We start from the raw sequence: 23,856 nt of genomic DNA, 5'->3' as shown, positions 1-23,856 counted from the left end.
TTTATTTTTCATTTTTATTTGCTAATTCAAAAACTTGGTGAACGTCTTTATCACCACGACCAGATAAGTTTACAATAATCGTTTGCTCTTTAGATAAAGTAGGCGCAAGCTTCATCGCATATGCTACAGCATGTGAACTTTCAAGTGCAGGAATGATGCCCTCTACTTTTGATAACGTATGAAATGCCGCTAATGCCTCATCATCTGTAATAGATACATATTCTGCACGTCCTGTATCTTTATAATAGCTATGTTCAGGACCAACTCCTTGGTAGTCTAAACCAGCTGCAATTGAATGCGCCTCAGCAATGTCACCATTCTCATCCTTCATCATATAACATTTAAAACCGTGAATAATTCCTGGTTCTCCTGCTGTTAATGGTGCAGCATGCAAACCTGTTTCAATTCCTTTCCCCCCTGGTTCAACACCAACCATTTTTACTTCTGTATCATTATAAAATGGTGCAAACAAACCGATGGCGTTACTGCCGCCGCCTACACAAGCAACGATATAATCCGGGAGACGATTTTCTTTTTCAAGATGTTGTTGCTTCGCCTCGTATCCAATTACAGATTGAAAATGGCGGACAATTGTTGGATACGGATGCGGACCTAATGCAGAACCTAATAAATAAAATGTATTTTCATAATGAGTTGCATAATCTACTAAAGCAGCGTCCACAGCTTCTTTTAACGTGCGTCCTCCTTCTTGTACAGCAACTACTTTAGCCCCCAGTAATTCCATACGAAATACATTTAATGCTTGGCGCTCTGTATCTAATCCCCCCATATAAACCGTACAATCTATTCCAAACATCGCGCATGCTGTAGCTGTTGCAACTCCATGTTGCCCTGCTCCTGTTTCAGCAATAACTCTCTTCGCTCCCATGCGTTTTGCCAATAATATTTGTCCAATTACGTTATTAATTTTATGTGCACCTGTATGATTTAAATCTTCACGTTTCAAATAAATTTTGGCGCCGCCTAATTGCTCACTTAAACGCTTCGCATAATATAACGGATTTGGACGACCTACATACTCCTTTAAATAATATTGAAATTCCGTTATAAATTCTGGGTCATCTTTATACGTATCAAAAGCCTCTTCTAAATGCTTTAATGCTTGCTGTAATGGTTCTGGTACAAAACTTCCTCCATATTCTCCAAAGAAACCTTCTTTCGCTTGTAATAATTCCATCTTTTTGTCCTTCCTTTCAAAGTAAAAACGATGAGAATTTGAGCAATTTCGAGCAAATAAAAAAGCCCTCTACATACCTATTGGTATGTAGAGGGCGATATATTACGATACCGTGGTGCCACCTCTATTGATCTTCTATCCTACTAGAATAAAAGAATCCACTTTTATTGGATACGGAATGTCACATTCGATATCCTCATCCTTGTAACGGCGGAACCCGGGTCGCATACTCCAAGTGTTTCAACGTACCTCTCGTAAGTCCATTCCCTATGATCTGTCGTACTGGTTCACACCAATCCCAGCTCTCTGCAACGCTTCAATTATAGGTACTCCTCTTACTCATCGATTTTTACTATTTAGATTTGATTTTGATTATATATAGCTTGTAAAGCATTGTCAACTAAAACAGAATGACAAGAATCTACATTATTTTAAAATAACAATAGTTCTCGCGATTCGAATACAGCTGGTAAGATAATTTTTTTCATAATTCACCTCATAAATATTAGTTATGAAAATTTATAAAATTCTTGACAACTGAATTTTCTTTCTATATATTAATCCATAACATTAACAGAACATCTTATAAGACAGATAGAATAAACACAATGATTAGGAGTAGTAGAAGAATTCTCATGATGTGCAGAGAGCTGTGGGGTGGTGGAACACAGTCACATGAAACTTCGAACTCGCCTAGGAGTGGAAAAGCTGAACAAAGTAGGATATGTTAGGCTTTTACGGTTAATTTACGTTATAAAATTTAGCATGAATAATGTGCAAAAAGCTGGATTTCCCTGTATGTGAGGAAGTCAATAAGAGTGGTACCGCGGTAGGTTTTAGGCCCATCGTCTCTTCAAAGAGATGATGGGCCTTTTTATATATTTACAACATAGAGAGGAAGGGAAAATCATATGACAAATAAACAAGAAAGTTTAAGACGCACGATAACATCACGGCATATTATGATGATGGCCCTAGGCGGAACTATAGGAGCCGGACTGTTTAAAGGAAGTAGTACAGCTATCGATATGGCAGGACCATCAGTAATTATTGCCTATTTATTGGGAGGAATGATCTTAATGTTTGTCATGAAAGGCATGGCTCACATGGCATTAGAAAACCGACAAGCTAGAACATTTCGAGATTTAATTCAACCCGTTCTAGGTAAATATGCAGGATATTTTTTAGATTGGATTTATTGGAAAATGTGGGTGCTAAACATAGCTGCAGAGTCATTAGTAGCAGCTACATTCCTTCAATATTGGTTTCCAAATATAAAAATTTGGGTTTTAGCTTTCATCGTTTCTATCGCTGTTACTATAGTAAATTTATTTTCAGTAAAACTGTTCGCAGAAACAGAATATTGGCTTGCGTTATTAAAGATTACTGTAATTGTATTATTTATCATATTTGGTTTTATTGTTCTATTAGTTCCATTTCAAACTCATACTGCAATAGGATTTTCTAATCTATCATCACACGGTGGATTTTTTCCAAACGGTATGCATGGATTAATTTCGGCTATGCTAGTCGTAATATATTCATATGGCGGTGCCGAAATGATAGGTGTCACTTTAGCGGAAACCAAAGATCCAGAAAAAGCTATACCAAAAGCTGTAAGAGGAACATTAATTCGAATTATTTCTTTTTACGTTTTACCTTTTTTTATCATAGTCAGTTTGATTCCATGGAATCAAGTAAATGGGGTTCCAGAGAGTCCGTTTGTAATGGTATTTAAAGCTATAGGAATTCCATACGCGGATCACATTATGAATGCAATTATCCTATTAGCCATTATCTCTTCCATGAATGCTGGATTATACGCGTCTTCACGAATCGTATATACACAAGCACAAGATGGACAACTTCCAAAAATATTTACAAAGTTGTCTCGAAAAAAAGTCCCTATTTATGCAATCCTAGCTTGTACATCTTCTTTATATGTAGGGGTGCTTATCTCTATATTCGCCGGAAGCAAAACGTTTAACTATTTAATGGGGTCTCTTGCGTATACAGTATTATGCATTTGGATTATTATTACGCTAGCGTATTTGAAAATTCGCGTGCAACAATGGAAGCAAAATACCTATTCAGCTCGCTATTTTCCTTATACAACATTCGTATCTCTTTTGATTTTAATTTCCATATTAGTAAGTGTAGTTGCTACTACTTCTATAATGGTGACAATTATTACATTTGGTATTTATTTATTGATTACCTTGATTTATTTCAAAGCTTCTTCTCGTTTCACCATGAAACAAGCTGCTTAATGGAGTGGATGTTCCCCGTCAAGGAGCAAAATTCTATTTCATGTTCAAATTAGAATTTTAATTGAGCTCATAGAAACTGAGAAAAAGAAATTTAGAAGGAGATTCATGCATCCGAAAACAGAACATACGTTTCGTTTTATTTCAATCATATTAGTTATGAGCAATTTGTTCAAATTTCAAATGGCTCCTGTGGTATCGAATCCAGAGGTGGGAGTCTTACTTCCCTAAAGTAGCTGGATAAACTCACGAATAGAGAGAAAACATGCAAAAGCAGCTGGATTCATCCAGCTGCTTTTTTTCACTTTCTACAAATGGCCTTCCTCATCAACAACACAGTACTGCATTTACATCGTATGTTTAAACGCAAACAATTCTTCTGTTGCTATAGGTTGTTTCTCTTCTCTCTTCTCCTGATTTGTACTCTCTCCTAGCTTTGCCTTCGCTACTGCATCCTGTATACATTTTACAATTATATTTCCTGAAAAAATGGTTAATCCAAAAAATGTAATAGGTACAAGTGGAATCCACAGATGAACTGTTAAAGACCGAAAATAGACCCCAATTAACCCTGACCATTCATGAGTATATGAATCCACTCCCTCATAAAAAATAACAGTTCCTCCAAAGAATAAACCCAATAAACCGAGATGCAGCAAAATAATAAGCGTTTGCACGAATTGCTGCATAAATACAATCACAAAAGTTGAATACAAGTGCGGAAAAACATGTTTCATGATAATGTGTCGTTTACTGCCTCCTAAAATTCTAGCAGCATCAATAAATTCTTCTGTTAATAACTTACGAATTTCATTAGCAATGTATAAAGAAATTGTCGGAACCGCCAACGCCGTTAATAAAATAATTTCAAACGAAGCTCGTTCAAAAAAGGTAGAAGTTGCTTCGCCATTGTGAAATGGAATTGCATAACGTAGTAAAAGATCCGCAATCATAACCATTGGAATGATTGTAAAACTATCAAAAAAAGCTTCTAATTTTGTAAATCCCCGCTTTATGTATGTTCCAAGAAAAACACCGAAACAAATGCCAAATGCTATGCGTAATAACGCAATAAATACAGATACACCGATTGTCCACTTTGCACCTTCAATGACTAAATTTAATAAGTCAAATCCTTTGTCATCTGTTCCAAGCCAAAACTGAAATGAAGGCGGAAATGGAGGTACTTCAGGTGTTCCGTCTTTATCGAACTGAATGGACACTTTTCGAATATTCCCATCATTAAAAAGGGTGTTTCCAACGCTTAATAGAACAAGTATAACAATAAATGATACACTCACCCAAAACCGTTTATCACGCTTCATATATTGCCACATCTTATAGCCTCTCTTTCATTGCATTAGGCACGAAATAATGAAACAACTTAAAAATAATAAAAATAGGTATATATAGAAGCAACAAACTCACCGTAAAAACAGGAATACCTGCTGCAAAATTAACACCTGTGGCTTCCCTTACAAATACAAACATGCCATACGTATTAAACAGCCATTCAATAATGTACAAATTTGATAGCATAAACCAAATATTTGTTTTTGCAAAAAAGAGCGTACTTAATAACACATTGCGTAATACGTGATGATTTAAAATATAAAGCTTGTTTAATCCCTTTGCCTTTGCAAACAGTACATAATCTTTTTCAAGTTCTGTTTCAAAACGCAGTAATACTAGTTTTACAAACATAATCGTTGTCGGTACACTTAAACAAATGATTGGTAATGCTCGAATAGATCGCTCCCCAATCCCCGAAATACTTACAGCTAAAATACCTGTTTGTTTAAAAATCCAAATGACAAAAATTTGCGAACCAACGATGAGAAGAATATCTGGAATAGATTCAAGAAAGAGTAAAAATGATTTGATTTTTTCTTGAACACTCGTGCTGCTGCGTAAAATAACATAAACAATTAAAAAAGCAAGCAAAAGTGAAATAAAAAAAGAAGCTAAAAAGATAACCATCGTTTCTTTATAATGAACAAATAATTGAGGAAATAGCGGTCTTGGCTGCGGATCTTTACTAATTGGTAAATACGTCATCGACGACATATGTAACAAATTATTACAAACCATTTTTACCGTCTCTATATATTTATGAAAATCTATTTTTAAACCTTGAAACAAACCAGGCAACGCTCCTAAACAAATAATCCCGATAATTGATAAGAAGAATTGCACAAGCACTTCCGAACTATGTATGAAAACCTTCTTTACCATACCCCTGCCCCCATCCGTTTTCTTCCATTTTATATACAGTTTTTATAATTGTAAATATTTTCTGTAAATTACAGATAATAGAATTACTAAACTAATGTATTTTATTTTCATTCTTTTTCTCTATGAAAAACCACCTATTATGTTCCACACTTAACCTTACATTATTTAATCTAAACCTTACAAAAATGTAATTTTGCTGTAAGATAAAACGATTTGTCAGATTTAATCCCCCCCTTATACTGGCAATTACAGAGACAAAAACGACACGAAAAGGTGAAAATGAAATGGTATAACAGTAAAAATTGCTCCTGGTCAAGATAAGCAAGCTGTACAAGATGCAGTTGTAAAATCATTAAATGATGCTAAAAAACCAGAGCACACAGGGAAATTCAAAGTACCAGATCCACAAGAAGCATTAAAAGAGATTGATAACTTCACAGGTATCTTAAAAAGCGTATTCGGTGGTATTGCAGCCATTTCACTATTAGTTGGTGGTATCGGTGTTATGAACATCATGCTTGTATCTGTCACAGAGCGTACACGTGAAATCGGAATTCGTAAAGCACTCGGTGCAACGCGCGGAAAAGTATTAATGCAATTTCTGATTGAATCTTGTATTCTAACAGCATTAGGCGGCTTTATCGGATTTATACTCGGCATCTTCTTTGCATGGATCGTATCAATATTTGCCGCATGGCCACTCGTTGTCTCAGTAAAATTAGGCTTAATCTCGGTTGGACTGTCTATGTTAATCGGTATTGCATTCGGCTTACTTCCAGCAAACAAAGCTGCGAAGCTGGATCCAATTGAATGCTTACGATATGAATAAAAAAGGTTGCTATATATGGCAGCCTTTTTTCTAGATTTGTGTAGTCTTTGCATATATTTTTCGTTTTTCCTCTCTACAAATCATCAAAGAAAAAAAATCTATTACACTAAACTACCACCAAAATAGATAGAAAATTTCTAATATGTAAATAAATTTTAATATTCTTTTTTATAACAAAGAATTATAATTAGTTGATGTAAGCGTTGCACTAGCTTCAATTAGCGATGAAGGAGTATATAAAATGAATCAACAACCAAATTTACGTGAACATAAGCCTAAAAAAAGCAATAAAAAATTAAAAATTGTCGGGTTTGTTATTGTATTATTTTTAATTATCGGGGGAGGTTACACTTGGTTCTTAGTGAATAAAGCATCTTCCGCTGTTCGAAATGCCGCTCATGATTTAGCGCGCGGTGATAAATCCAAATTACGTGAACAAGCTGTCAAACCCATTTCTAATAACGTATCTGTTTTAATTATGGGGATTGATGAAAACCAAGGACGTGAAAAAGAGTACGCTGGCTCATTTCATACAGATGCGCTGCTACTCGCAACTTTTAATAAGGATAGTAAAACAGTAAAACTAGTAAGTATTCCACGTGATACATACACATCCATTCCAATAGAGAAGAAAAAAGATAAAATTGCACATGCATATGCATTTGGTGCTGTGAAAAACGGAAAAGATGGTGGCCCTCAAGCTACTATTGACGCAGTAGAAAAACTATTTAACGTTCCTGTCGATTATTTTGTAAAATTTAACTTTAAATCTTTCATTAAAGTTGTCGATGATTTAGGGGGAATCGACGTAGATGTACCCGTTACGTTTACAGAACAAGATAGTAACGATACAGCTGGTGCAATTCATCTCGAGAAAGGGTACCAGCATCTAAATGGAGAACAAGCTCTTGCTTTAGCAAGAACACGCAAAATCGATAGCGATGCTATGCGTGGTCAACGCCAACAACTTGTCATTGAAGCTACTGTAAAAAAACTAGCGAGTGCTGGTTCCATAACAAAAGTAGGAAAAATCATTGATGATATTAACGGAGACTTTAAAACAAATTTCTCATTTGATGATATGTTATCATTCTACAAATATGGTATAGGGTCTTCAATTGAAAAAGTACAACTAGCTGGCGAAGACTGCTATATGGCAGCAGATAAAGTCTGTAAACCTACTTATGCTCCAAAACATACGTATTACTACATGCCTGATCAAAAAAATATAAAAGACATAACAAAACAACTTCGTGATCACCTTGGACTTCCTGCTGATACAAAACCTGTAGCCCAAGATGAAGATAAAAATCAAAATCAAGACCAAGAGGATAAAGAACAACCTACATCAAAGAATCCAACAAGCCAATCAACAAATAATAATTAATGTAAAAATAAGTCCTATGAAAATAGGACTTATTTTATATGAAAAAGCGAGGTTAGCATACTACAACAACATATCCATCCAAATTTTAACCGATGTTGCAACAATTAATATCGCTAATATCCACTGCAATATTTTTTGATTCATTTTTTTACCGACACTCGCTCCGATAGGCGATGCAAGTAAACTTGCAATGGCAATGATTATAGATGGAAATACAACTACTTGTCCTGTAGAAATTTTTCCAACCATAATACCTATAGAAGAAATAAAAGTAATCGCTAATGAAGTCGCGATTGTCATACGTGTAGGCAATTTGAGGATGACAAGCATAATAGGTACTAAAAGAAAAGCTCCTCCTGCTCCAACAATCCCTGAAGCAGAACCTACAATAAAAGCTAAAACACTAGCTAACCACTTATTATACGTAAGTTCATCTAAAGGGAGATCATCACGATTCTTTTTCGGCACAAACATCATAATGGCTGCAATTGTAGCTAAAATCGCATACACAACATTTACTTGGTTCTCATCTAATACCTTTGAACCAAGACTCCCTATAAAACTTCCTATTAAAATACTCGTTCCCATATATAGCACTAATGTTTTATTTATATAACCACTTTTACGATACGCCCATACACCTGCAAAAGTCGCAAAAAACACTTGTACAGCTGTAATTCCACTTACTTCATGTGCTGTATACCCAGCAAATCCTAATAACGCTGGAATATACAAAATCATGGGATAGTTAATAATGGCACCACCAATGCCGACCATTCCTGAAATAAATGAACCAATAAAACCAATGATAAAGAGCACAACGATAAGGCCAAGGCTCATGTTCATTCTTCCCCCTTTTGAAAAGAAGGTATCCTATTCATAGAATACCCTCATCAATTTCTTTATTTCGATACGTACAACTACCCATTAGAGATTTAAAAGGGGGTGAATTTAAATAAACAAGTTCACATTTCCTTCAGACGCATCCGCTAAATATGCTGCAACTCCTGCAAATTCGACATCTTCCATAATTTCTTCTTCTTTTAGTCCTAATAAATCCACTGTCATTTGACAAGCGACTAGCTTTATTCCTTGTTCTTTCGCCATATCAATTAAATCTGGCAGTGGCATTGCATTATGTTTCTTCATGACATGCTTAATCATTTTCGGTCCCATACCTGCAAAATTCATTTTCGATAACCCCATCTTATCTGCACCGCGGGGCATCATCTTTCCAAACATTTTCTCTAAGAAATTTTTCTTTGCTTTTATCGGCTCATCTTTACGAAGCGCATTCAACCCCCAAAATGTATGGAAAATGGTTACTTCTTGATCATACGCTGCTGCACCATTTGCGATAATATACGCTGCCATCGCTTTATCGTAATCTCCGCTAAATAACACAATTGTTGTTTTTTTCTTTTGTTCCATATTGAATCCTCCCGTCATTACATATACCCGTATAGGTAATTAAAAAATCCGTACAAAGTCCTTTCACAACTGAAAGGACTTTCTGTCTTCTGTTCATCTATTTCATAACTACTCTGTTTTCCCTTCCCAAGCTAACATTCCACCATTCATATTGATAGCTTGGAAACCCTGACTTTCTAAAAATTGAACTGCTCGTGAACTTCTACCACCAGAATGACATACAATCACATACTCTTTATTTTTATCTAACTCATGCATGCGAAACTCTAATAAGCCAAGTGGAATATGAAGTACTCCTGGAATTTTCCCTTCAGCAACTTCTTCTACCTCACGCACATCAATCATGTTTACCGTTTCATTACTCATAAGTTTATGTTCTAATTCTTTCGCAGTAATTTCTTTCATTCTTCATACATCCTCCTTAACTCCAAGCATTCATACCACCTGAGACATTTATAATATGTTTAAACCCTAGCTTCTTTAAAATTTTTGTTGCTTGTTTACTTCTCATTCCACTTTGACAAATTACAATTACTTCTTTGTTTTTATCTAAGCTATTTGCTTTTTGTACTAATTCATTTAATGGCATATTCCGAAAACCTTGAATATGATTGCCTCTAAATTCCCCTGGTGTACGAACATCAATCAATTGCTTATTCTTTTTCTTGATCTCATCTTTTAGTGCTTTTCCGCTTATATTTTTTACTCCCTTAACAGGTAAAAAACGAGAGATAACAAACCAAGAAATAAGCGCAATAAAAACGATGTTCAATGCTACATTCGTACTCATACAACATCCCCTCCGTTCACTTTAAATCGCAAATCCATACTCGTCATGCAATCTCTTATTATTTACACGGACATTTTGTTAAGCTATAGCTTTGTATATGAAAGCCTTTCTTTCTCAAAAAACGTATACTCAAATTTCGATCTAACGTATTATTGACAATAAGATGAATCGGGCTATCTGGAATCTCATGATAATATCTCGCTAAATATGCGTATGGTATTTGAATAGACTCGGGAATGCTTTCCTGACTGCTTTCATTATAATCACGTGAATCTAAAATAACTTTATTACCATATTTTACAGTTCTAGGATGTGAAATGCATGGAACACCTAAGATAGGAAAGTAACGTCTAAAAAGTATACGGGCAAAAACAATCATTAACGCAATACCTATATAAAACATGTTTATCATTATCCCCCTATTTTTAAATTCATTTAGCTCCATACATTTCTCAATATACACATTGAATTCCGCAATAAGACTCTTATTTTTACGCTTTCTTAATCCAGAATTTTAGAACACCGTCTTCTTCAACATGTTGTAATACTTCATGTCCACCTGTTTGTGCCCATGCTGGAATATCTTTTATAGAACCTTTATCTGTTAAATGAACCTCTAGCACCTCTCCAGATTGCAGGGCATCCATCGCTTTTTTTGTTCTTACGATTGGCATTGGGCACGCTAATCCTTTTGCATCTAATACTTGTTTTACATTCATTTTATATACCTCCAGTAGTATATTTAATTTTAAATTTGTTTCATAATAGAAGATAACTAGAATCTCATGTTATTCATGTACTGCACAGCGATTTGGCCCTATTTCCATTTCACGCTGTTCTTCTTCATTTGGATTGATTTTCCCCATATTCGTTTGACGAATTTCTTGATATGCATTCGGCTGTGGTGGTAAGTTTTCTGTAACTGTTTTACGAAACTCTGCCTCATCCTCAATATTTAATCCTGCATTCTGTACAAATAAATCTTTCAATTTTGCGCTAACTACGCCTTGTTCATCCAGTTCACTCACTTTAGAATAATGAGCTGGTAAAACCATTAACTCTTGAGATAGTTCTTTGTAACGTTTATATAAAGTAGTACGTAAATCACTTACCCAGTCTTCTGCCTTACCCGCAAGATCTGGGCGACCGATGGAATCTACAAATAAAATATCACCTGATAGAAGATAAGAATTATCTACGATAAATGACGTACTTCCAATTGTATGACCTGGTGAATAAATTGCTTGAATGTCAATTTTTGTTGTTCCAACTGTAATGACAGTTCCTTCTACAAGCGGCTCATAAGAAAATACGACCTCTTCTGCATCTTTTGGTGGTAACCAATACGTAGCGTTTACCTTCTCAGCTAACTTACGACCGCCAGAAATATGATCGGCATGTAAATGTGTATCCATAACATTCGTAATCACAACACCTTGTTCTTTCACAAAACTTTCATAAGCTTCGATTGTGCGTACAGAATCAATCACTGCCGCTTCACCATTCGAAACAACCATATACGATAAACAACCTTTTCCGACGCGATTGAATTGATAAATGCTACCGCCATCTTTTAAATTACCTACTTTAATTGGTTTAACATACTCACTCCAGGCTTTCATACCACCAACTAAATAATAGACATTCTCTATGCCAGCTTCTACGAGTTGTTCAGCAACAAACATAGAAGACCCTTCTTTCGCACATACAACAAGAAGATCTTGATTTTTTGGCAATTCAGCCAAAATACCGTCTACACCTTCTAATAGATCAAAGTATGGCTTATTAATAGATGCCACTTGCTTTCCTTCAATTTTCCAATCCACATAATCTGCTTCATTACGAACATCTAAAATAAACAGTTCTTCAAACAACACCTTCTCAGCAACATCTTTCGCTTGTAATCCTACAACACCCATTACCTTACCCCCTACGGTATATTTTTATTTAAAAAAATAAAAAACTCTTTATTCCTGCTCCAAATTACCTTGCCACTGCGACATACCAGGGACTACATTTTTCACATTCAAGAAACCTTGTTTTTCTAATAACTGACATGCTAGATCACTACGGTTACCTGTGCGGCAAATGACATAAATCGGTTTTGTTTGATCAAGCTCACTCCATCTTTCTTCTAAATCACCTAACGTAATTAATACAGCTAATGGAATGTGACCAAAAGCAAATTCAGCTGGTTCCCGTACATCTAACACAATGCATTCTTCTTGAGATGTTAACTTATTTTGTAGTTCTTCATTTGTCATTGTATGAGGATACTTAGCCTCTTCCTTCATTTCCTCTTGACGTGCTTTTCGTAAATAATGCTTCAAAACACTGTTCTCGTCTTTCGTACCGAGATATTGATGTCCTACATTTTTCGCCCAAGCTTGAATATCAGCTATCGATCCTTTATCTGTCGCTTCCACTTCAATTACTTGGCCCTCTTCTAATGTATCCATTGCTTTCTTCGTCCGAACAATTGGCATCGGGCATGCTAAACCTTTACAATCCAATGTAGTATTAACTTGTATACTCATGTTTCATTCCTCCTGAAACTATTATCATACATATACCTGTACGGGTATATTAAAATTATTTTTAAAATCTGTCAATAAATTGACAGATTATCTACTTTTTACAAGTAGTTGTACAGCCTCTTTGATTACATCTTCATTAGATGTATCACCTTTTTCAAATTGCTCGCGAAGGCATTTTTCCAAATTCGTTCCGACAATTAATCCAATGGTACGATCCATCGCAGAGCGTGATGCAGTCAGTTGTGTAATCACTTCTTTACAATCTTTTCCCTCTTCCATCATGCGAAGCACACCACGAATTTGTCCTTCAATTCGCTTCAAACGATTTTTCATATCTTGACCATATTCCAATGTATGAGCACCTCCATACTTTCATTTGTTTTATGTTAAAAGTAAAGTGTTTATTTAACCTTATACACGTATATTATACCCTAAGGGGTATTTTGTAAACCCCTCTTTTTTATTTTTTTGTGATAAAGTGAAACTTCTATCAGTGGGGCGTTCTTCATCCCCACTGATAGTTAGTTGAACCAATCGGGCCTTTACGGGCAGTTATCACTTATAATAAACAAGCTTAAGTTATTCATGCGCAACGCGGTTTGGCAAAACTGTCGCATACAATTTAAAACCACCATCAACATTCTTTACTTCATATCCATTTTCCATTAAAATACGTGCCGCTACATAACCTCTCATGCCAAGTTGACACGTAATATAGATTTCTTGATTTGTTGGAATTTCATGCAGTCGATCGCGCAATTCATCCAATGGAATATTCACAGATCCTTTTATGATTCCTTGTTTTAATTCATGCGGTTCTCGTACATCAATTAAATATCCGCCTTTTTCAACGATGTCATCAATTTCATGCCATTGCACTGTATCAACAAGTCCTTCAATCATATTGCTTGCTGCATACCCCACCATGTTTACAGGGTCTTTAGCAGAAGAATACGGCGGTGCGTATGCTAATTCTAAATCAGGTAAATCCATAACCTTTAATTTTGCTTTCATTGCTGTTGCAATGACATCGATGCGTTTATCTACACCATCGCGGCCTACAGCTTGTGCTCCGTAAATTTCTCCTGTTTCCTTGTTAAAGATGAGCTTTAGTAAGATCGGATACGCATTTGGATAATACCCCGCATGAGAGTTTGCTTGTACGTGAACTACCTCATAGGGTATCTCTAAACGTTGTAATACTTTTTCATTCACTCCTGTTGAAGCTACTGTCATTTCAAACACTTTTGCAATGGATGTACCCATCGTTCCTTTATATATAGACTCTGCACGGCCATGAACAATATCCGCTAATAGACGCCCTTGACGATTTGCCGGCCAAGCAAGTGGAATCATTGTTTCCGTTTCCGTCACAAAATCTTTTACTTCAATCGCATCTCCAATCGCATAAATAGACGGATCAGAAGTTTGCAATGTTTCATTTACTTTAATTGTCCCTCGAACTCCTAGTTCCAGTCCTGCATCTTTTGCCAAGCTGCTTTCAGGTTGAACGCCGATAGAAAGAATAATCATATCCGTATGAATTTTTGTACCACTTTTCAGACGAATAACTGTTCCATCTTCTTCGAATGCCTCTACCCCATCTTCTAAAATGAGCTGAACGCCATGCTTTGTCATATGTTCGTGAACGTATGCTGCCATTTCATAATCAATCGGCGGCATTACTTGATTGTTCATTTCAACAAGTGTTACATCAATGCCTCTTTCTCTCAAGTTTTCAGCCATTTCAACGCCGATAAAGCCTCCGCCAATTACAGTCGCATGACGCGGTTTATTTTCATCAATATATCCTTTCATACGATCTGTATCAGGTACATTTCGTAATGTAAATAATGCTTTCGCTGTTTCAATTCCTGGAATTGGCGGAACCATCGGCTTAGAACCCGGTGAAAGAATTAAAACATCATAAGATTCTTCGTAAGTTTCATTTGTAACTACATTTTTCACAACAATTGTTTTTTCTTCTTTATTAATTTTTATTACTTCGCTTAAAATGCGAATATCTAAATTAAAACGCTTTGACATTTTTTCAACTGTTTGCACTAACAACTTTTGTCTTTCTTGAATGACTCCGCCAATATAATAGGGCAGTCCGCAGTTTGCAAACGAAATATATTCTCCACGCTCAAACATAATAATCTCATTATCTTCACTTAAACGACGCAGACGTGCTGCAACTGACGCACCCCCAGCAACTCCGCCAACTACAAGAATTTTTTTACTCATCCTTCTTTTCCTCCTTCATATATGGTTCAATCATTTTCACTTTTTAATTACATATACCCGTATAGGTATATAATAAACATAAAAAAACATTAATGCAATATTTCCATCTCGATATTTCCATTTGTTCACAAAATAGAAATAAAGTTAAGAACTAATTATCGACATAATTTTTGTAATATTCTGTTCATATTCTGTTCATATTTCTATTCTAAAATTTTCCTGAAATTAAAAAAAGGAGGTTATACATGTGATTAATCGTCCTTTACACAAACTTGCTCGCTTCATAAGTAGTCCAAAAGGTGCCAAAATAGTTTTAATTGCTTGGATTCTTGCTATCGGCGTTTTAAGTTTCATCGCACCATCAGCCAAAAAGTACGCAACAAGTAGCGGTGAAGGAAGCATACATGAAGATACGCCGTCTGCTGTAGCGCAAAAGATATTAGACGAACAATTTCCATCTAAAGATGGAGCAGTCGCCCTACTTGTTTTTCATGGAAAAGACGCAATCACTGAGGCCGATCGTGCAAAAATCTCAGAAATTAGCAAATGGCTTTCCTCAGATGATAAACCGAAAAATGTCGCAAGTGCCTTACCATTCCACCAACTCCCCAAAGCCACACAAGATAAAATGTTTTCCAAAGATAACACGACTATTCTTTTAAATATTGCGCTAACGAAAGATTTAGAATCGGATCAAATTTATGAGACATTAGAGCAAATTCGAAACCATGTGAAACAAACAGATATAGGAGATTTACAGTTTGAGATTACAGGTCCAGCTGGAATTGCAGCGGATACGATTACGCTGTTCAAAAACGCTGACTTCGTATTAATGTTTGCAACAATCGGATTAATTCTCATTATATTAATCATCATTTATCGCTCCCCATTGCTCGCTGTCATTCCATTAATCATTGCTGGTATCGTATATGAAGTAGTCGATCGCATTTTAGGATTAGCAGGACAAAATGGATGGTTCATCGTTGAAAAACAAGCTCTTTCCATTATGATGATTCTGCTCTTTGCTGTTTTGACAGATTATTGTTTATTCATCTTAGCTCGTTATAAAGAAGAGCTAAAAAAGACGAGTTCGAAGTACGATGCGATGCAAGCTGCATTAACGCAAGTAATGGAACCTATTTTATTCAGCGGCGGAACGGTGCTGGTTGCGATGCTTACATTGTTCTTTGCTGTTTTTAATGCATATCATAACTTTTCCCCAGTATTTTCAGTTGCCATGGTGTTCATTCTTCTTGGAGGCATCACACTCATTCCCGCTCTATTTGCACTAGTAGGTCGAAAAGCATTTTGGCCTTTCATTCCAAAAGTAGCCGAAAAAGAAGAAAAGTTAAGCGGCTTCTGGACAAATGTAGGCACTTTTGTAAAGAAAAAGCCTTCCATCACAGCAAGTATACTGTTAATTATGCTCATTCTTGCTTCACTGAACGTTGGATCTATGAAATATTCATTTAATTTAATGAAGTCATTTCCAAATGACATTTCATCGCGGCAAGGTTTTGAAATCTTAGAGGAAAACTTTCCACCAGGACAATTAGCACCTGTGACTGTCATTTTGAAATCAGATAAAGAAATTGCATTAGACCAACCATTTGTTGAAAAATTAGCTTCATTATCAAACTCAATCAAAGAACTAGATGGGGTAAATACCGTTACACCTGAAATCACTTCAGGATTATCCGCACCAAATTCGAATTTGCCAAAAAATTTCTTATCAGAAGAAAAGCATGCCATCAGACTGCAATTGACCTTGCAAGACAACCCATACGATAAAGCAGCTTTAAATACAATAAGTACGCTCCGAGACAATAGTAAGGACTTGTTAACGAAAAGTGGCTTCGATTCAGAGCAGTATTCCTTGCATTATAGCGGGCAAACAGCACAGCAATTAGATGTGCAAGCTTTAAATCAAAAAGATACGATCGTGACGTTCTCGCTCATTTCCCTTTTCATTCTCATTATGCTGACATATCAATCACGATCTATCATTATCGCGTTCACAATGATGATAACAATGTTACTTTCTTATTCAGCAACGCTAGGACTAGGTTGGATGATCTTTCATTATATTTTAGGTTATGACTCGATTAGCTATCGTCTACCGGTCTACACCTTTGTATTTCTCATTGCATTAGGGGTGGACTATAATATTATGCTCGTATCCCGAATCAAAGAAGAGGCACAAAAACATGAATGGAAAGAAGCTGTGGCACGCGGGGTTGCTTTAACAGGGGGCGTCATTTCATCAGCAGGTATTATACTCGCAGCTACATTCGGCGTACTCATTACGCAACCACTTCAGGAACTCTTTCTGTTCGGTTTGACGATGACAATGGGGATTTTAATTGATACATTCCTTGTTCGTGGTATGCTGCTCCCTTCGATTCTAATTTTTTTCAAGCCAAACCGTTCCAAGCAAATTTCTTCAATTCCAACAGATTTGAAATAAACTAATGGTTCATCGTTTAAATAAAGTGAAAAGTGTGCTATCAAATTTGCTGACAGCACACTTTTCGTTTTATTCGCAATTGTAATAACGTGTTCATCTTCTGTTCATAAACATTTCTTATTCTACAAACGTAGAACTCCGTCAGTTTTTTCTTCCTCCCCACTTCTCTTCTTTATTTTTTCAAAATTTCAAGGTGGAAGTCTTACTGTCCAAAGATAAAGTGAAACTTCNNCCCCACCTATCTTCTTTGCTTCTCTCTCAATCTTGAGGTGGGGGTCTTACTGCCCGTTAATGCGGGATAGAAAAATGAATTAGAGGTGAAATACTATGCGATCATTATATTCAAGATTTGTCATTATATCGATTTTTATTATGTTAATTAGTAGTGTTGTAGCATTTTTACTTACAAATGTATATTATCATGTGTATTTAAAACCATATAACAGTGAGAAAATTTTAAAGTATGCAGAAGAAGTAAAGCATTTATATGAAAAAAATACAGAACTTAATAAAGATGATTATTTACAATCTATTTCTAGCCTTGGCTTTGAAATTTACTTAGTAGACGATAAAAAACAAGGTAAGCGATACGGTGATGATTTCAAGAAAATGAATGTTAGCGAAGAGACGATTGAACATGTATTAAACGGAAATATATACAATGGGATTTTAACATATCCAAATCATTTATTTGCTACCGGCTTTTTTGACAATACACTTTCGAATAGTATAGGAATTCCTGTTGAAAATAACGGTAAAGTGTATGCGCTATTTATTCGCCCAGATATTCAACAGCAATTTGGAGAATTACGTATTTTCTATGCTGTTTTATTAGGATTAACTATTATAATCAGCCTGATTTGTATCGCGATAGCTACCCGCTTTGTCGTTCGCCCTATTCAAAGATTTACAGGCGCGACAAAAGAAATTGCAAGTGGGAACTATGATTTAGCACTGCCAGAAAATCGGCGCGATGAAATTGGCACACTTGCAACTAGCTTTCGGAGAATGGCCAAAAGATTACGAAATTCAGAGCAGATGCGACAAGAATTTGTTTCGAATGTTTCGCATGAATTTCAGTCACCATTATCATCTATCCAAGGATTTTCCAAAACATTACAAACAAATGATTTAACGAAATCTGAGCAGACACATTACTTAGAAATCATTGAATCCGAAAGTCGACGCATGTCCAGTTTATGTAAACAATTATTAATGTTAGCATCGCTTGATAAAGAAGATCTTACTTTATGTAAGCAACCTTTTGATTTAGGGAAACAAATAAAAGATATTATTTTTATGCTTGAGTGGGAATGGCGAACAAAAGAACTTGCAGTTGAAATGGATGTTCCTAGCATACAAATTTACGGAGATGAAAACTTGCTTCATCAAGTATGGACCAACTTGTTTACCAACAGCATCAAATTTACAGAAAGCGGCGGAACAATTTCATTTGAAGCAGAAGAACTGGAAACAGAGTGGCGTATTTCGATTACTGATATGGGTATTGGTATACCGGAGAATGAAATAAAAAAAATATTTGATCGTTTTCATAAAGTCGATACTGCGCGAAACAGAAATGTAAATGGAAGCGGATTAGGTCTTTCTATTGTAAAAAAAGTCGTTGACCTTCATGGCGGAGCAATAACTGTTGATAGTGAACTTGGAAAAGGAACGACCTTTTCCATTTATCTTCCGAAACCAAAAGAAGAATCTATATAAAAAACTCCCATCAGTGGGAGTTTTTTTCATCCCCACTAATAGTTAGTTGAACCAATCGGGCTTTTACGGGCAGTTATTCCCCACCTATCTTCTTCGTTTTCTCTTAATCTTGAGGTGGAGGTCTTACCGCCCGCGAATAGCGGGATAAACGGGAGACTCTGCTTTTGTAATATTTTGTTCATATTCCGTTCATATTTCCTCTTTATGATAAGAGCATAGAACGAAACAAGGAGGAATGAACGTAATGTTTTTAGCACTTAAAGAATTAAAACAATCAAAATTACGATACGGATTAATCGGTACAATTATGATACTTTTATCATTTCTTGTACTTATCATATCAGGTTTAGCAAATGGTTTATCTCATGATAATGCCTCTTCCATTATCGAAATGAAAGCAGACAAGTTTGTAGTATCAAGTGATGCCGAGGGTAAATTATTACGCTCTCAAATTAAGCAAGACGACGTAGATAAAGTATTAGCACAAGTTGATGAAAAAGATGCGGTTCCAATGCATCTTAAAATGACGACATTTGAAAAAGAAGGAAGTTCAAAAAAAGTTGATGCTGCTATTTTTGCAAGTAAACAAGATTCATTCATTGCCCCAAAAGTGATTGAAGGGAAAAACAGTGCTTTAGCAGACAATGAAATCGTTGCTGATGAATCCATCAAAGAAAAAGGTATAAAGCTTGGAGATGAGCTAGTAGATCCTATTTCTAAGAAAACTTTCAAAGTTGTTGGATTTACAGAAAATCAAATGTTTAGCCATACACCTGTTGTTCATATGAATGAAAATGTATGGAGCAGCATTGCAATGCCAAATGAAAAAGATTACAGTATAATCGCTCTAAATACTGATAAAAAAATCGATAATACAGATAATGTAAAAATCGTTGATAAAAAAGAAGTACTACAAGGTATTCCAGGTTATAAAGAAGAACAAGGAACATTAACAATGATTATTGCGTTTTTACTTGTAATTTCAGCATTATTAATCGGTGTTTTCTTCTATGTTATTACTTTACAAAAAACACACCAATTAGGCGTATTAAAAGCAATCGGAACAAAAAACTCATATTTAGCAGGTAATTTAGTTGTACAATCTATCTTCTTATCTGGTGTCGCTCTTGTAATCGGCATTGGCTTAATCTTGGCAATAGAGACTGTTTTACCAGCTGGCATGCCATTCTTATTAACAACAACAACAATCTTACAATATTCAGGTATCTTTATCGTAATTAGTATATTCGGTACACTAATTTCTCTATATCAAGTATTGAAAGTAGATGCACTAGAAGCAATCGGAGGTGGAATGTAATGGTAACAGAAGTGAAATGGGATAACCCAGCGTCATTATTAAAGCTTGAACAAGTAAGTAAAGTATATGGCGAAGGAGATACAGAAGTAACTGCCCTTCATCCAATTACATTAGATGTAAAAGAGGGTGAATTCATCGGTATTGTTGGTCCATCAGGTTCAGGGAAAAGTACATTGCTTTCCATTGCTGGTGCACTTCTCTCTCCTTCAAAAGGAAACATTTATATTTCTGAGCAAAACGTAACAAATTTATCAGAAAAAGAGATGACAAGTATTCGTCTAGAAAAAATTGGTTTTATATTCCAATTTGCAAATCTCGTACCTTTCTTATCGGTTAAGGAACAACTTTTATATATCGCTAAGTTAAAGGGAGAAAATAAAAAAGAAGCTGACAAGCTTGCAACTGAATTACTGAAAACATTTGGATTATCACATCGAATGAATCATTATCCAAATCAACTTTCAGGCGGTGAAAAACAACGTGTAGCCATCGCTCGTGCTTTTATGAATAATCCAGACTTAATTTTAGCCGATGAACCTACTGCTAGTCTTGATTCAAAACGTGCTAGAGAAGTAGTTGAATTAATGAAGCATGAAGTTAAGAAAAACAAAAAAGCAGCAATTATGATTACACACGATGAAAAAATGCTTGATGTATGTGATCGAATTTTAACACTTCGAGATGGAAAATTACTACGCGAAAACGAAATTTAAGAGCAAAAGTCCAATAAAAGTAATCTTAAAAAAACTTTCTTATTCCCTATCTGACTTGGGAATAAGAAAGTTTTCTTTCATTTAAAGCATACTTTCATTTTCATTTACAACATAACGTAATTTTAATATAATAATTAGACAAATTTCATATGTAATATTGCGTTCATATTCTATTCATAATTCTCATGTAACATGCTTTATATAAAGCAAATGACTGTTAGAAAGGAATGATGAACGTGTTAGCATCTGCTATTACATGTATTACAGCTGCACTCATTTTTTATACAATTGGAGTATGGAGTGAAAAATTTCAAAAAACATTAAAACCTTGGCATGTCATTATTTTTTGGCTTGGATTAGTATGTGATACGCTCGGAACTACATTAATGGAGAAAATGGCTTCAGCAGGATCTCTCCTCAGCTTTCACGGAATAACAGGCTTATCAGCAATTTTACTTATGCTATTTCATGCTGTTTGGGCAACGATTGTGTTAATAAGAAAAGATAAAAAAATGATGACAACATTCCACACACTAAGCGTTATCGTATGGTTCATTTGGTTAATCCCATATATTTCTGGCCTCATATACGGAATGACAAGATAGCTTCTAAATACAGCTCTATTCCCAGAAATAAACATTGCTATTACTACCTTAGGGGGTTATTATGAAAAAGTTATATAATGCATCTTTTGTCTACTTAGTTATCGGTTTATTTTCCGGTGTATTTGCAAGAGAATATGCAAAAGCGCAGGGAATTCAAGGCACTACTCTGCTGAACCTTTTGCACACGCATATGTTAGTTCTTGGATTTTTGTTCTTTTTAATTGCCTTTGCATTATCAAAATCATTTGCATTTCATGAAGCAAAAAGTTTTAATGCGTGGTTCATCGTTTATAATATAGGACTGATTTCAACAGTTGGTTCATTGGCGGCACGCGGACTTCTTCAAATAAATGGAACTGATTTTAAAGGATTAAGTCATATAGCAGGAACGTCTCATACTATCATTGGTATTGCTCTAGTTTGGTTTATGATTTTATTGAAAAAATCATACAAGGGATAACAGGAGGTAAAATATGAACTTAAATATAAACTTAGCTGTTGTAATGAGTATTGTTGCTCTTTGCATGGCTATTGGAATGATGATTATTCGCTTAAAATCAGCAAAGAAACCTGTATCATTAAAAAAAATTGTACTCCCACCGATTTTTATGAGTACGGGAGCATGCATGTACATCTTACCAGAATTCCGATTAACAACATCAGAAATTTGGGAAGCAGTGATCGTTGGTTTATTTTTCTCTATTTTTCTTATTAAAACATCAAAATTTGAAATACGCGGAAAAGACATCTATTTAATACCTTCTAAAGCATTTATAGTTATTTTAGTCGGTTTACTTGCTGTCCGCATCGGTATGAAAGAATATTTAAGTCAATCAATTGACTTAGGACAATTAAGCGGTATGTTCTTCTTACTTGCTTTTGCGATGATCGCATCTTGGAGAGTTGGAATGTATCGTTCATTTATGAAATTGCAGAAGGAAATGGATTTTGTAAGTAAGAGTGTTTAATTAAAAAAGCGCATCTATAAATAACGTGAGTCCGGTATTATACCGGGCTCACGTTATTTATTTTCTATAGTGTTTGGCTTCCCTAGCGACCTTTACACACACTTCCGATGTGAAAAACCAAGAGTAATACTACTTACGAGTTGTAGTATTGCTCTTTAAAGTTGCTTAAATATTGATAAATACAATAGTAAATGCCCCCAAATAAAGTTTTTCAAGTCTAAGAGATTATTCAATAATCCCGTTTGACTAGGCAAAAAGAAAAAGCCGTAGCTATACAAATGCTTACGACTTTTTCTGTGATAATAAAGATGAATTTAACTGTGTGATATAGCATCCTTAATGTAGTCAGAAAGCTGTTTATCAATCTTATCTATTCCTAATTTCTTTCCTACTTCAGGATTTTCTTTATAATAACGTTCAGCTGCTTTGGAGATTTCAGGATCCCTAAAAGTCAACTTATTGAGGAGTTCGTTCCATTGTTTTGCTAATTGTGTTACGTCTAGGTTTTCGGATGGTGTTCCTTTCTCATATTCCATTCGTATTTTTGCAGTTATTTCAGCCCATTCACTTACACATTGTCTTCTTTCCTCTAGTCCCATTTGTTTGAACATTTTATCTTGTTGCTCTTTGGTAAAATAGTTTTCTTTACTCATATTTATCACCTCAATTAAATTTATAAATTGTTCTGCGCTCACTTTTTGTTGACTGTTAAGCAACTCGTATATTCTTTCCAACCGACTGCACAACTGTTCTTGTATTCGAATGTACTCTTTTACACTATCTAGCTGTACTTTTATAACTTCGACTGGATTTAAATTTGGATCTTCTATCATTTCTTTAATCTGACCTAAACCAAAACCTAACTGCTTAAGTGACATGATTTGTTGTAACTTGGCAATATCTGTTTCAGTGTAAATCCTATGTCCCTTATCAGAGGATTCCGAAGGAGAAAACAATCCCATCTTGTCGTAATGATGGAGCATCCGTACCGTAAGTCCAGTTTGTTTAGCTAATTCTCCAACTTTCCAAGTTTTTTTATTCAGAATCAACCCCTCATTTCGTACGAAGTAATTTCACCGGTAAAATTACTATACAACCTGACATCGTGTTAGGTTCAAGTCTCTTTTTAAAACTTTTTTGTT

General features: G+C 35.3%; 22 protein-coding genes, 1 pseudogene and 2 other annotated features. Of the genes and pseudogenes, 10 read left to right on the top strand and 13 right to left on the bottom strand.

The window, feature by feature from the left end:
• Window position 1 precedes the first annotated feature (1 nt).
• Entirely contained in the window at window positions 2-1,198 is a 1,197-nt protein-coding gene (gene trpB, locus CN326_RS08355) for a tryptophan synthase subunit beta (protein WP_098308193.1), read from the bottom strand.
• Between the two features lie 87 nt (window positions 1,199-1,285).
• Window positions 1,286-1,550: a binding site (T-box leader), on the bottom strand.
• A gap of 247 nt (window positions 1,551-1,797) precedes the next feature.
• Window positions 1,798-2,054, top strand: a binding site (T-box leader).
• Between the two features lie 55 nt (window positions 2,055-2,109).
• Between trpB and CN326_RS08350 the strand changes: the two genes are divergently transcribed.
• On the top strand, window positions 2,110-3,468 hold the full coding sequence (locus tag CN326_RS08350) for an amino acid permease (RefSeq protein ID WP_098308191.1): 1,359 nt from the start codon (window positions 2,110-2,112) through the stop codon (window positions 3,466-3,468).
• Window positions 3,469-3,812: 344 nt separating this feature from the next.
• Here CN326_RS08350 and CN326_RS08345 read toward each other — a convergent pair whose 3' ends face one another.
• Complete coding sequence (locus tag CN326_RS08345; protein ID WP_098308189.1) at window positions 3,813-4,802, bottom strand: ABC transporter permease; 990 nt, start codon at window positions 4,800-4,802, stop codon at window positions 3,813-3,815.
• 1 nt (window position 4,803) lies between these two features.
• Window positions 4,804-5,700, bottom strand: coding sequence for an ABC transporter permease subunit (locus tag CN326_RS08340; protein WP_098308187.1), 897 nt, complete (start codon window positions 5,698-5,700; stop codon window positions 4,804-4,806).
• 343 nt (window positions 5,701-6,043) lie between these two features.
• Between CN326_RS08340 and CN326_RS08335 the strand changes: the two are divergent.
• A pseudogene (locus CN326_RS08335) lies at window positions 6,044-6,529 on the top strand (ABC transporter permease); the annotation flags it as partial.
• A gap of 241 nt (window positions 6,530-6,770) precedes the next feature.
• Complete coding sequence (locus tag CN326_RS08330) at window positions 6,771-7,916, top strand: LCP family protein (protein ID WP_098308185.1); 1,146 nt, start codon at window positions 6,771-6,773, stop codon at window positions 7,914-7,916.
• A gap of 60 nt (window positions 7,917-7,976) precedes the next feature.
• Here CN326_RS08330 and CN326_RS08325 read toward each other — a convergent pair whose 3' ends face one another.
• The 9 genes from CN326_RS08325 to cdr all read right to left on the bottom strand — a co-directional run bounded on the left by CN326_RS08325 (window position 7,977) and on the right by cdr (window position 14,921).
• Window positions 7,977-8,756: a sulfite exporter TauE/SafE family protein gene (locus tag CN326_RS08325; RefSeq protein ID WP_098308183.1), complete on the bottom strand. Its 780-nt coding sequence runs from the start codon at window positions 8,754-8,756 to the stop codon at window positions 7,977-7,979.
• A gap of 111 nt (window positions 8,757-8,867) precedes the next feature.
• Entirely contained in the window at window positions 8,868-9,347 is a 480-nt protein-coding gene (locus tag CN326_RS08320; RefSeq protein ID WP_098308181.1) for a DsrE/DsrF/DrsH-like family protein, read from the bottom strand.
• A 108-nt stretch (window positions 9,348-9,455) separates the two neighbouring features.
• Complete coding sequence (locus CN326_RS08315; protein WP_098308179.1) at window positions 9,456-9,752, bottom strand: rhodanese-like domain-containing protein; 297 nt, start codon at window positions 9,750-9,752, stop codon at window positions 9,456-9,458.
• A 16-nt stretch (window positions 9,753-9,768) separates the two neighbouring features.
• The gene (locus CN326_RS08310) at window positions 9,769-10,137 is read right to left on the bottom strand and encodes a rhodanese-like domain-containing protein (RefSeq protein WP_098308177.1); all 369 of its coding nucleotides are present in this window, start codon (window positions 10,135-10,137) and stop codon (window positions 9,769-9,771) included.
• A gap of 491 nt (window positions 10,138-10,628) precedes the next feature.
• Window positions 10,629-10,856 (bottom strand): sulfurtransferase TusA family protein, encoded by a 228-nt coding sequence (locus CN326_RS08300; protein WP_098308173.1) that lies wholly within the window; start codon window positions 10,854-10,856, stop codon window positions 10,629-10,631.
• Window positions 10,857-10,925: 69 nt separating this feature from the next.
• A complete protein-coding gene (locus tag CN326_RS08295) occupies window positions 10,926-12,056 on the bottom strand; it encodes an MBL fold metallo-hydrolase (protein ID WP_098308171.1) in 1,131 nt (376 codons plus the stop codon).
• A gap of 48 nt (window positions 12,057-12,104) precedes the next feature.
• Window positions 12,105-12,674: a sulfurtransferase TusA family protein gene (locus CN326_RS08290; protein WP_098308169.1), complete on the bottom strand. Its 570-nt coding sequence runs from the start codon at window positions 12,672-12,674 to the stop codon at window positions 12,105-12,107.
• Between the two features lie 87 nt (window positions 12,675-12,761).
• A complete protein-coding gene (locus tag CN326_RS08285; protein WP_035432943.1) occupies window positions 12,762-13,025 on the bottom strand; it encodes a metal-sensitive transcriptional regulator in 264 nt (87 codons plus the stop codon).
• 228 nt (window positions 13,026-13,253) lie between these two features.
• The gene (gene cdr, locus CN326_RS08280; RefSeq protein ID WP_098308167.1) at window positions 13,254-14,921 is read right to left on the bottom strand and encodes a CoA-disulfide reductase; all 1,668 of its coding nucleotides are present in this window, start codon (window positions 14,919-14,921) and stop codon (window positions 13,254-13,256) included.
• A 247-nt stretch (window positions 14,922-15,168) separates the two neighbouring features.
• On the opposite strand from cdr, the gene CN326_RS08275 reads away from it, so the two are divergent.
• From CN326_RS08275 to CN326_RS08245, 7 genes are all read left to right on the top strand, one after another.
• The gene (locus CN326_RS08275; protein ID WP_255258107.1) at window positions 15,169-17,388 is read left to right on the top strand and encodes an MMPL family transporter; all 2,220 of its coding nucleotides are present in this window, start codon (window positions 15,169-15,171) and stop codon (window positions 17,386-17,388) included.
• 327 nt (window positions 17,389-17,715) lie between these two features.
• A complete protein-coding gene (locus tag CN326_RS08270) occupies window positions 17,716-19,110 on the top strand; it encodes a sensor histidine kinase (protein ID WP_098308165.1) in 1,395 nt (464 codons plus the stop codon).
• Between the two features lie 244 nt (window positions 19,111-19,354).
• On the top strand, window positions 19,355-20,428 hold the full coding sequence (locus CN326_RS08265; protein WP_098308163.1) for an ABC transporter permease: 1,074 nt from the start codon (window positions 19,355-19,357) through the stop codon (window positions 20,426-20,428).
• On the top strand, window positions 20,428-21,141 hold the full coding sequence (locus CN326_RS08260) for an ABC transporter ATP-binding protein (RefSeq protein ID WP_098308161.1): 714 nt from the start codon (window positions 20,428-20,430) through the stop codon (window positions 21,139-21,141). Before CN326_RS08265 ends, CN326_RS08260 begins: the two co-directional genes overlap by 1 nt.
• 236 nt (window positions 21,142-21,377) lie before the next feature.
• On the top strand, window positions 21,378-21,746 hold the full coding sequence (locus tag CN326_RS08255) for an HsmA family protein (protein ID WP_098308159.1): 369 nt from the start codon (window positions 21,378-21,380) through the stop codon (window positions 21,744-21,746).
• 61 nt (window positions 21,747-21,807) lie between these two features.
• Window positions 21,808-22,206, top strand: a complete 399-nt coding sequence (locus CN326_RS08250) for a DUF2871 domain-containing protein (RefSeq protein WP_098308157.1) — start codon at window positions 21,808-21,810, stop codon at window positions 22,204-22,206.
• Between the two features lie 13 nt (window positions 22,207-22,219).
• On the top strand, window positions 22,220-22,714 hold the full coding sequence (locus tag CN326_RS08245) for a CcdC family protein (protein WP_301287646.1): 495 nt from the start codon (window positions 22,220-22,222) through the stop codon (window positions 22,712-22,714).
• A gap of 314 nt (window positions 22,715-23,028) precedes the next feature.
• On the opposite strand, the gene CN326_RS08240 is transcribed toward CN326_RS08245, so the two are convergent.
• Entirely contained in the window at window positions 23,029-23,763 is a 735-nt protein-coding gene (locus CN326_RS08240; protein WP_098308155.1) for a MerR family transcriptional regulator, read from the bottom strand.
• Window positions 23,764-23,856 lie beyond the last annotated feature (93 nt).

Source organism: Bacillus sp. AFS018417, assembly GCF_002560985.1.
Lineage (GTDB): Bacteria > Bacillota > Bacilli > Bacillales > Bacillaceae_G > Bacillus_A > Bacillus_A rhizoplanae.
The sequence above is the reverse complement of the archived record's forward strand: the minus strand, read 5'-3'. Positions and strand labels throughout refer to the sequence as shown.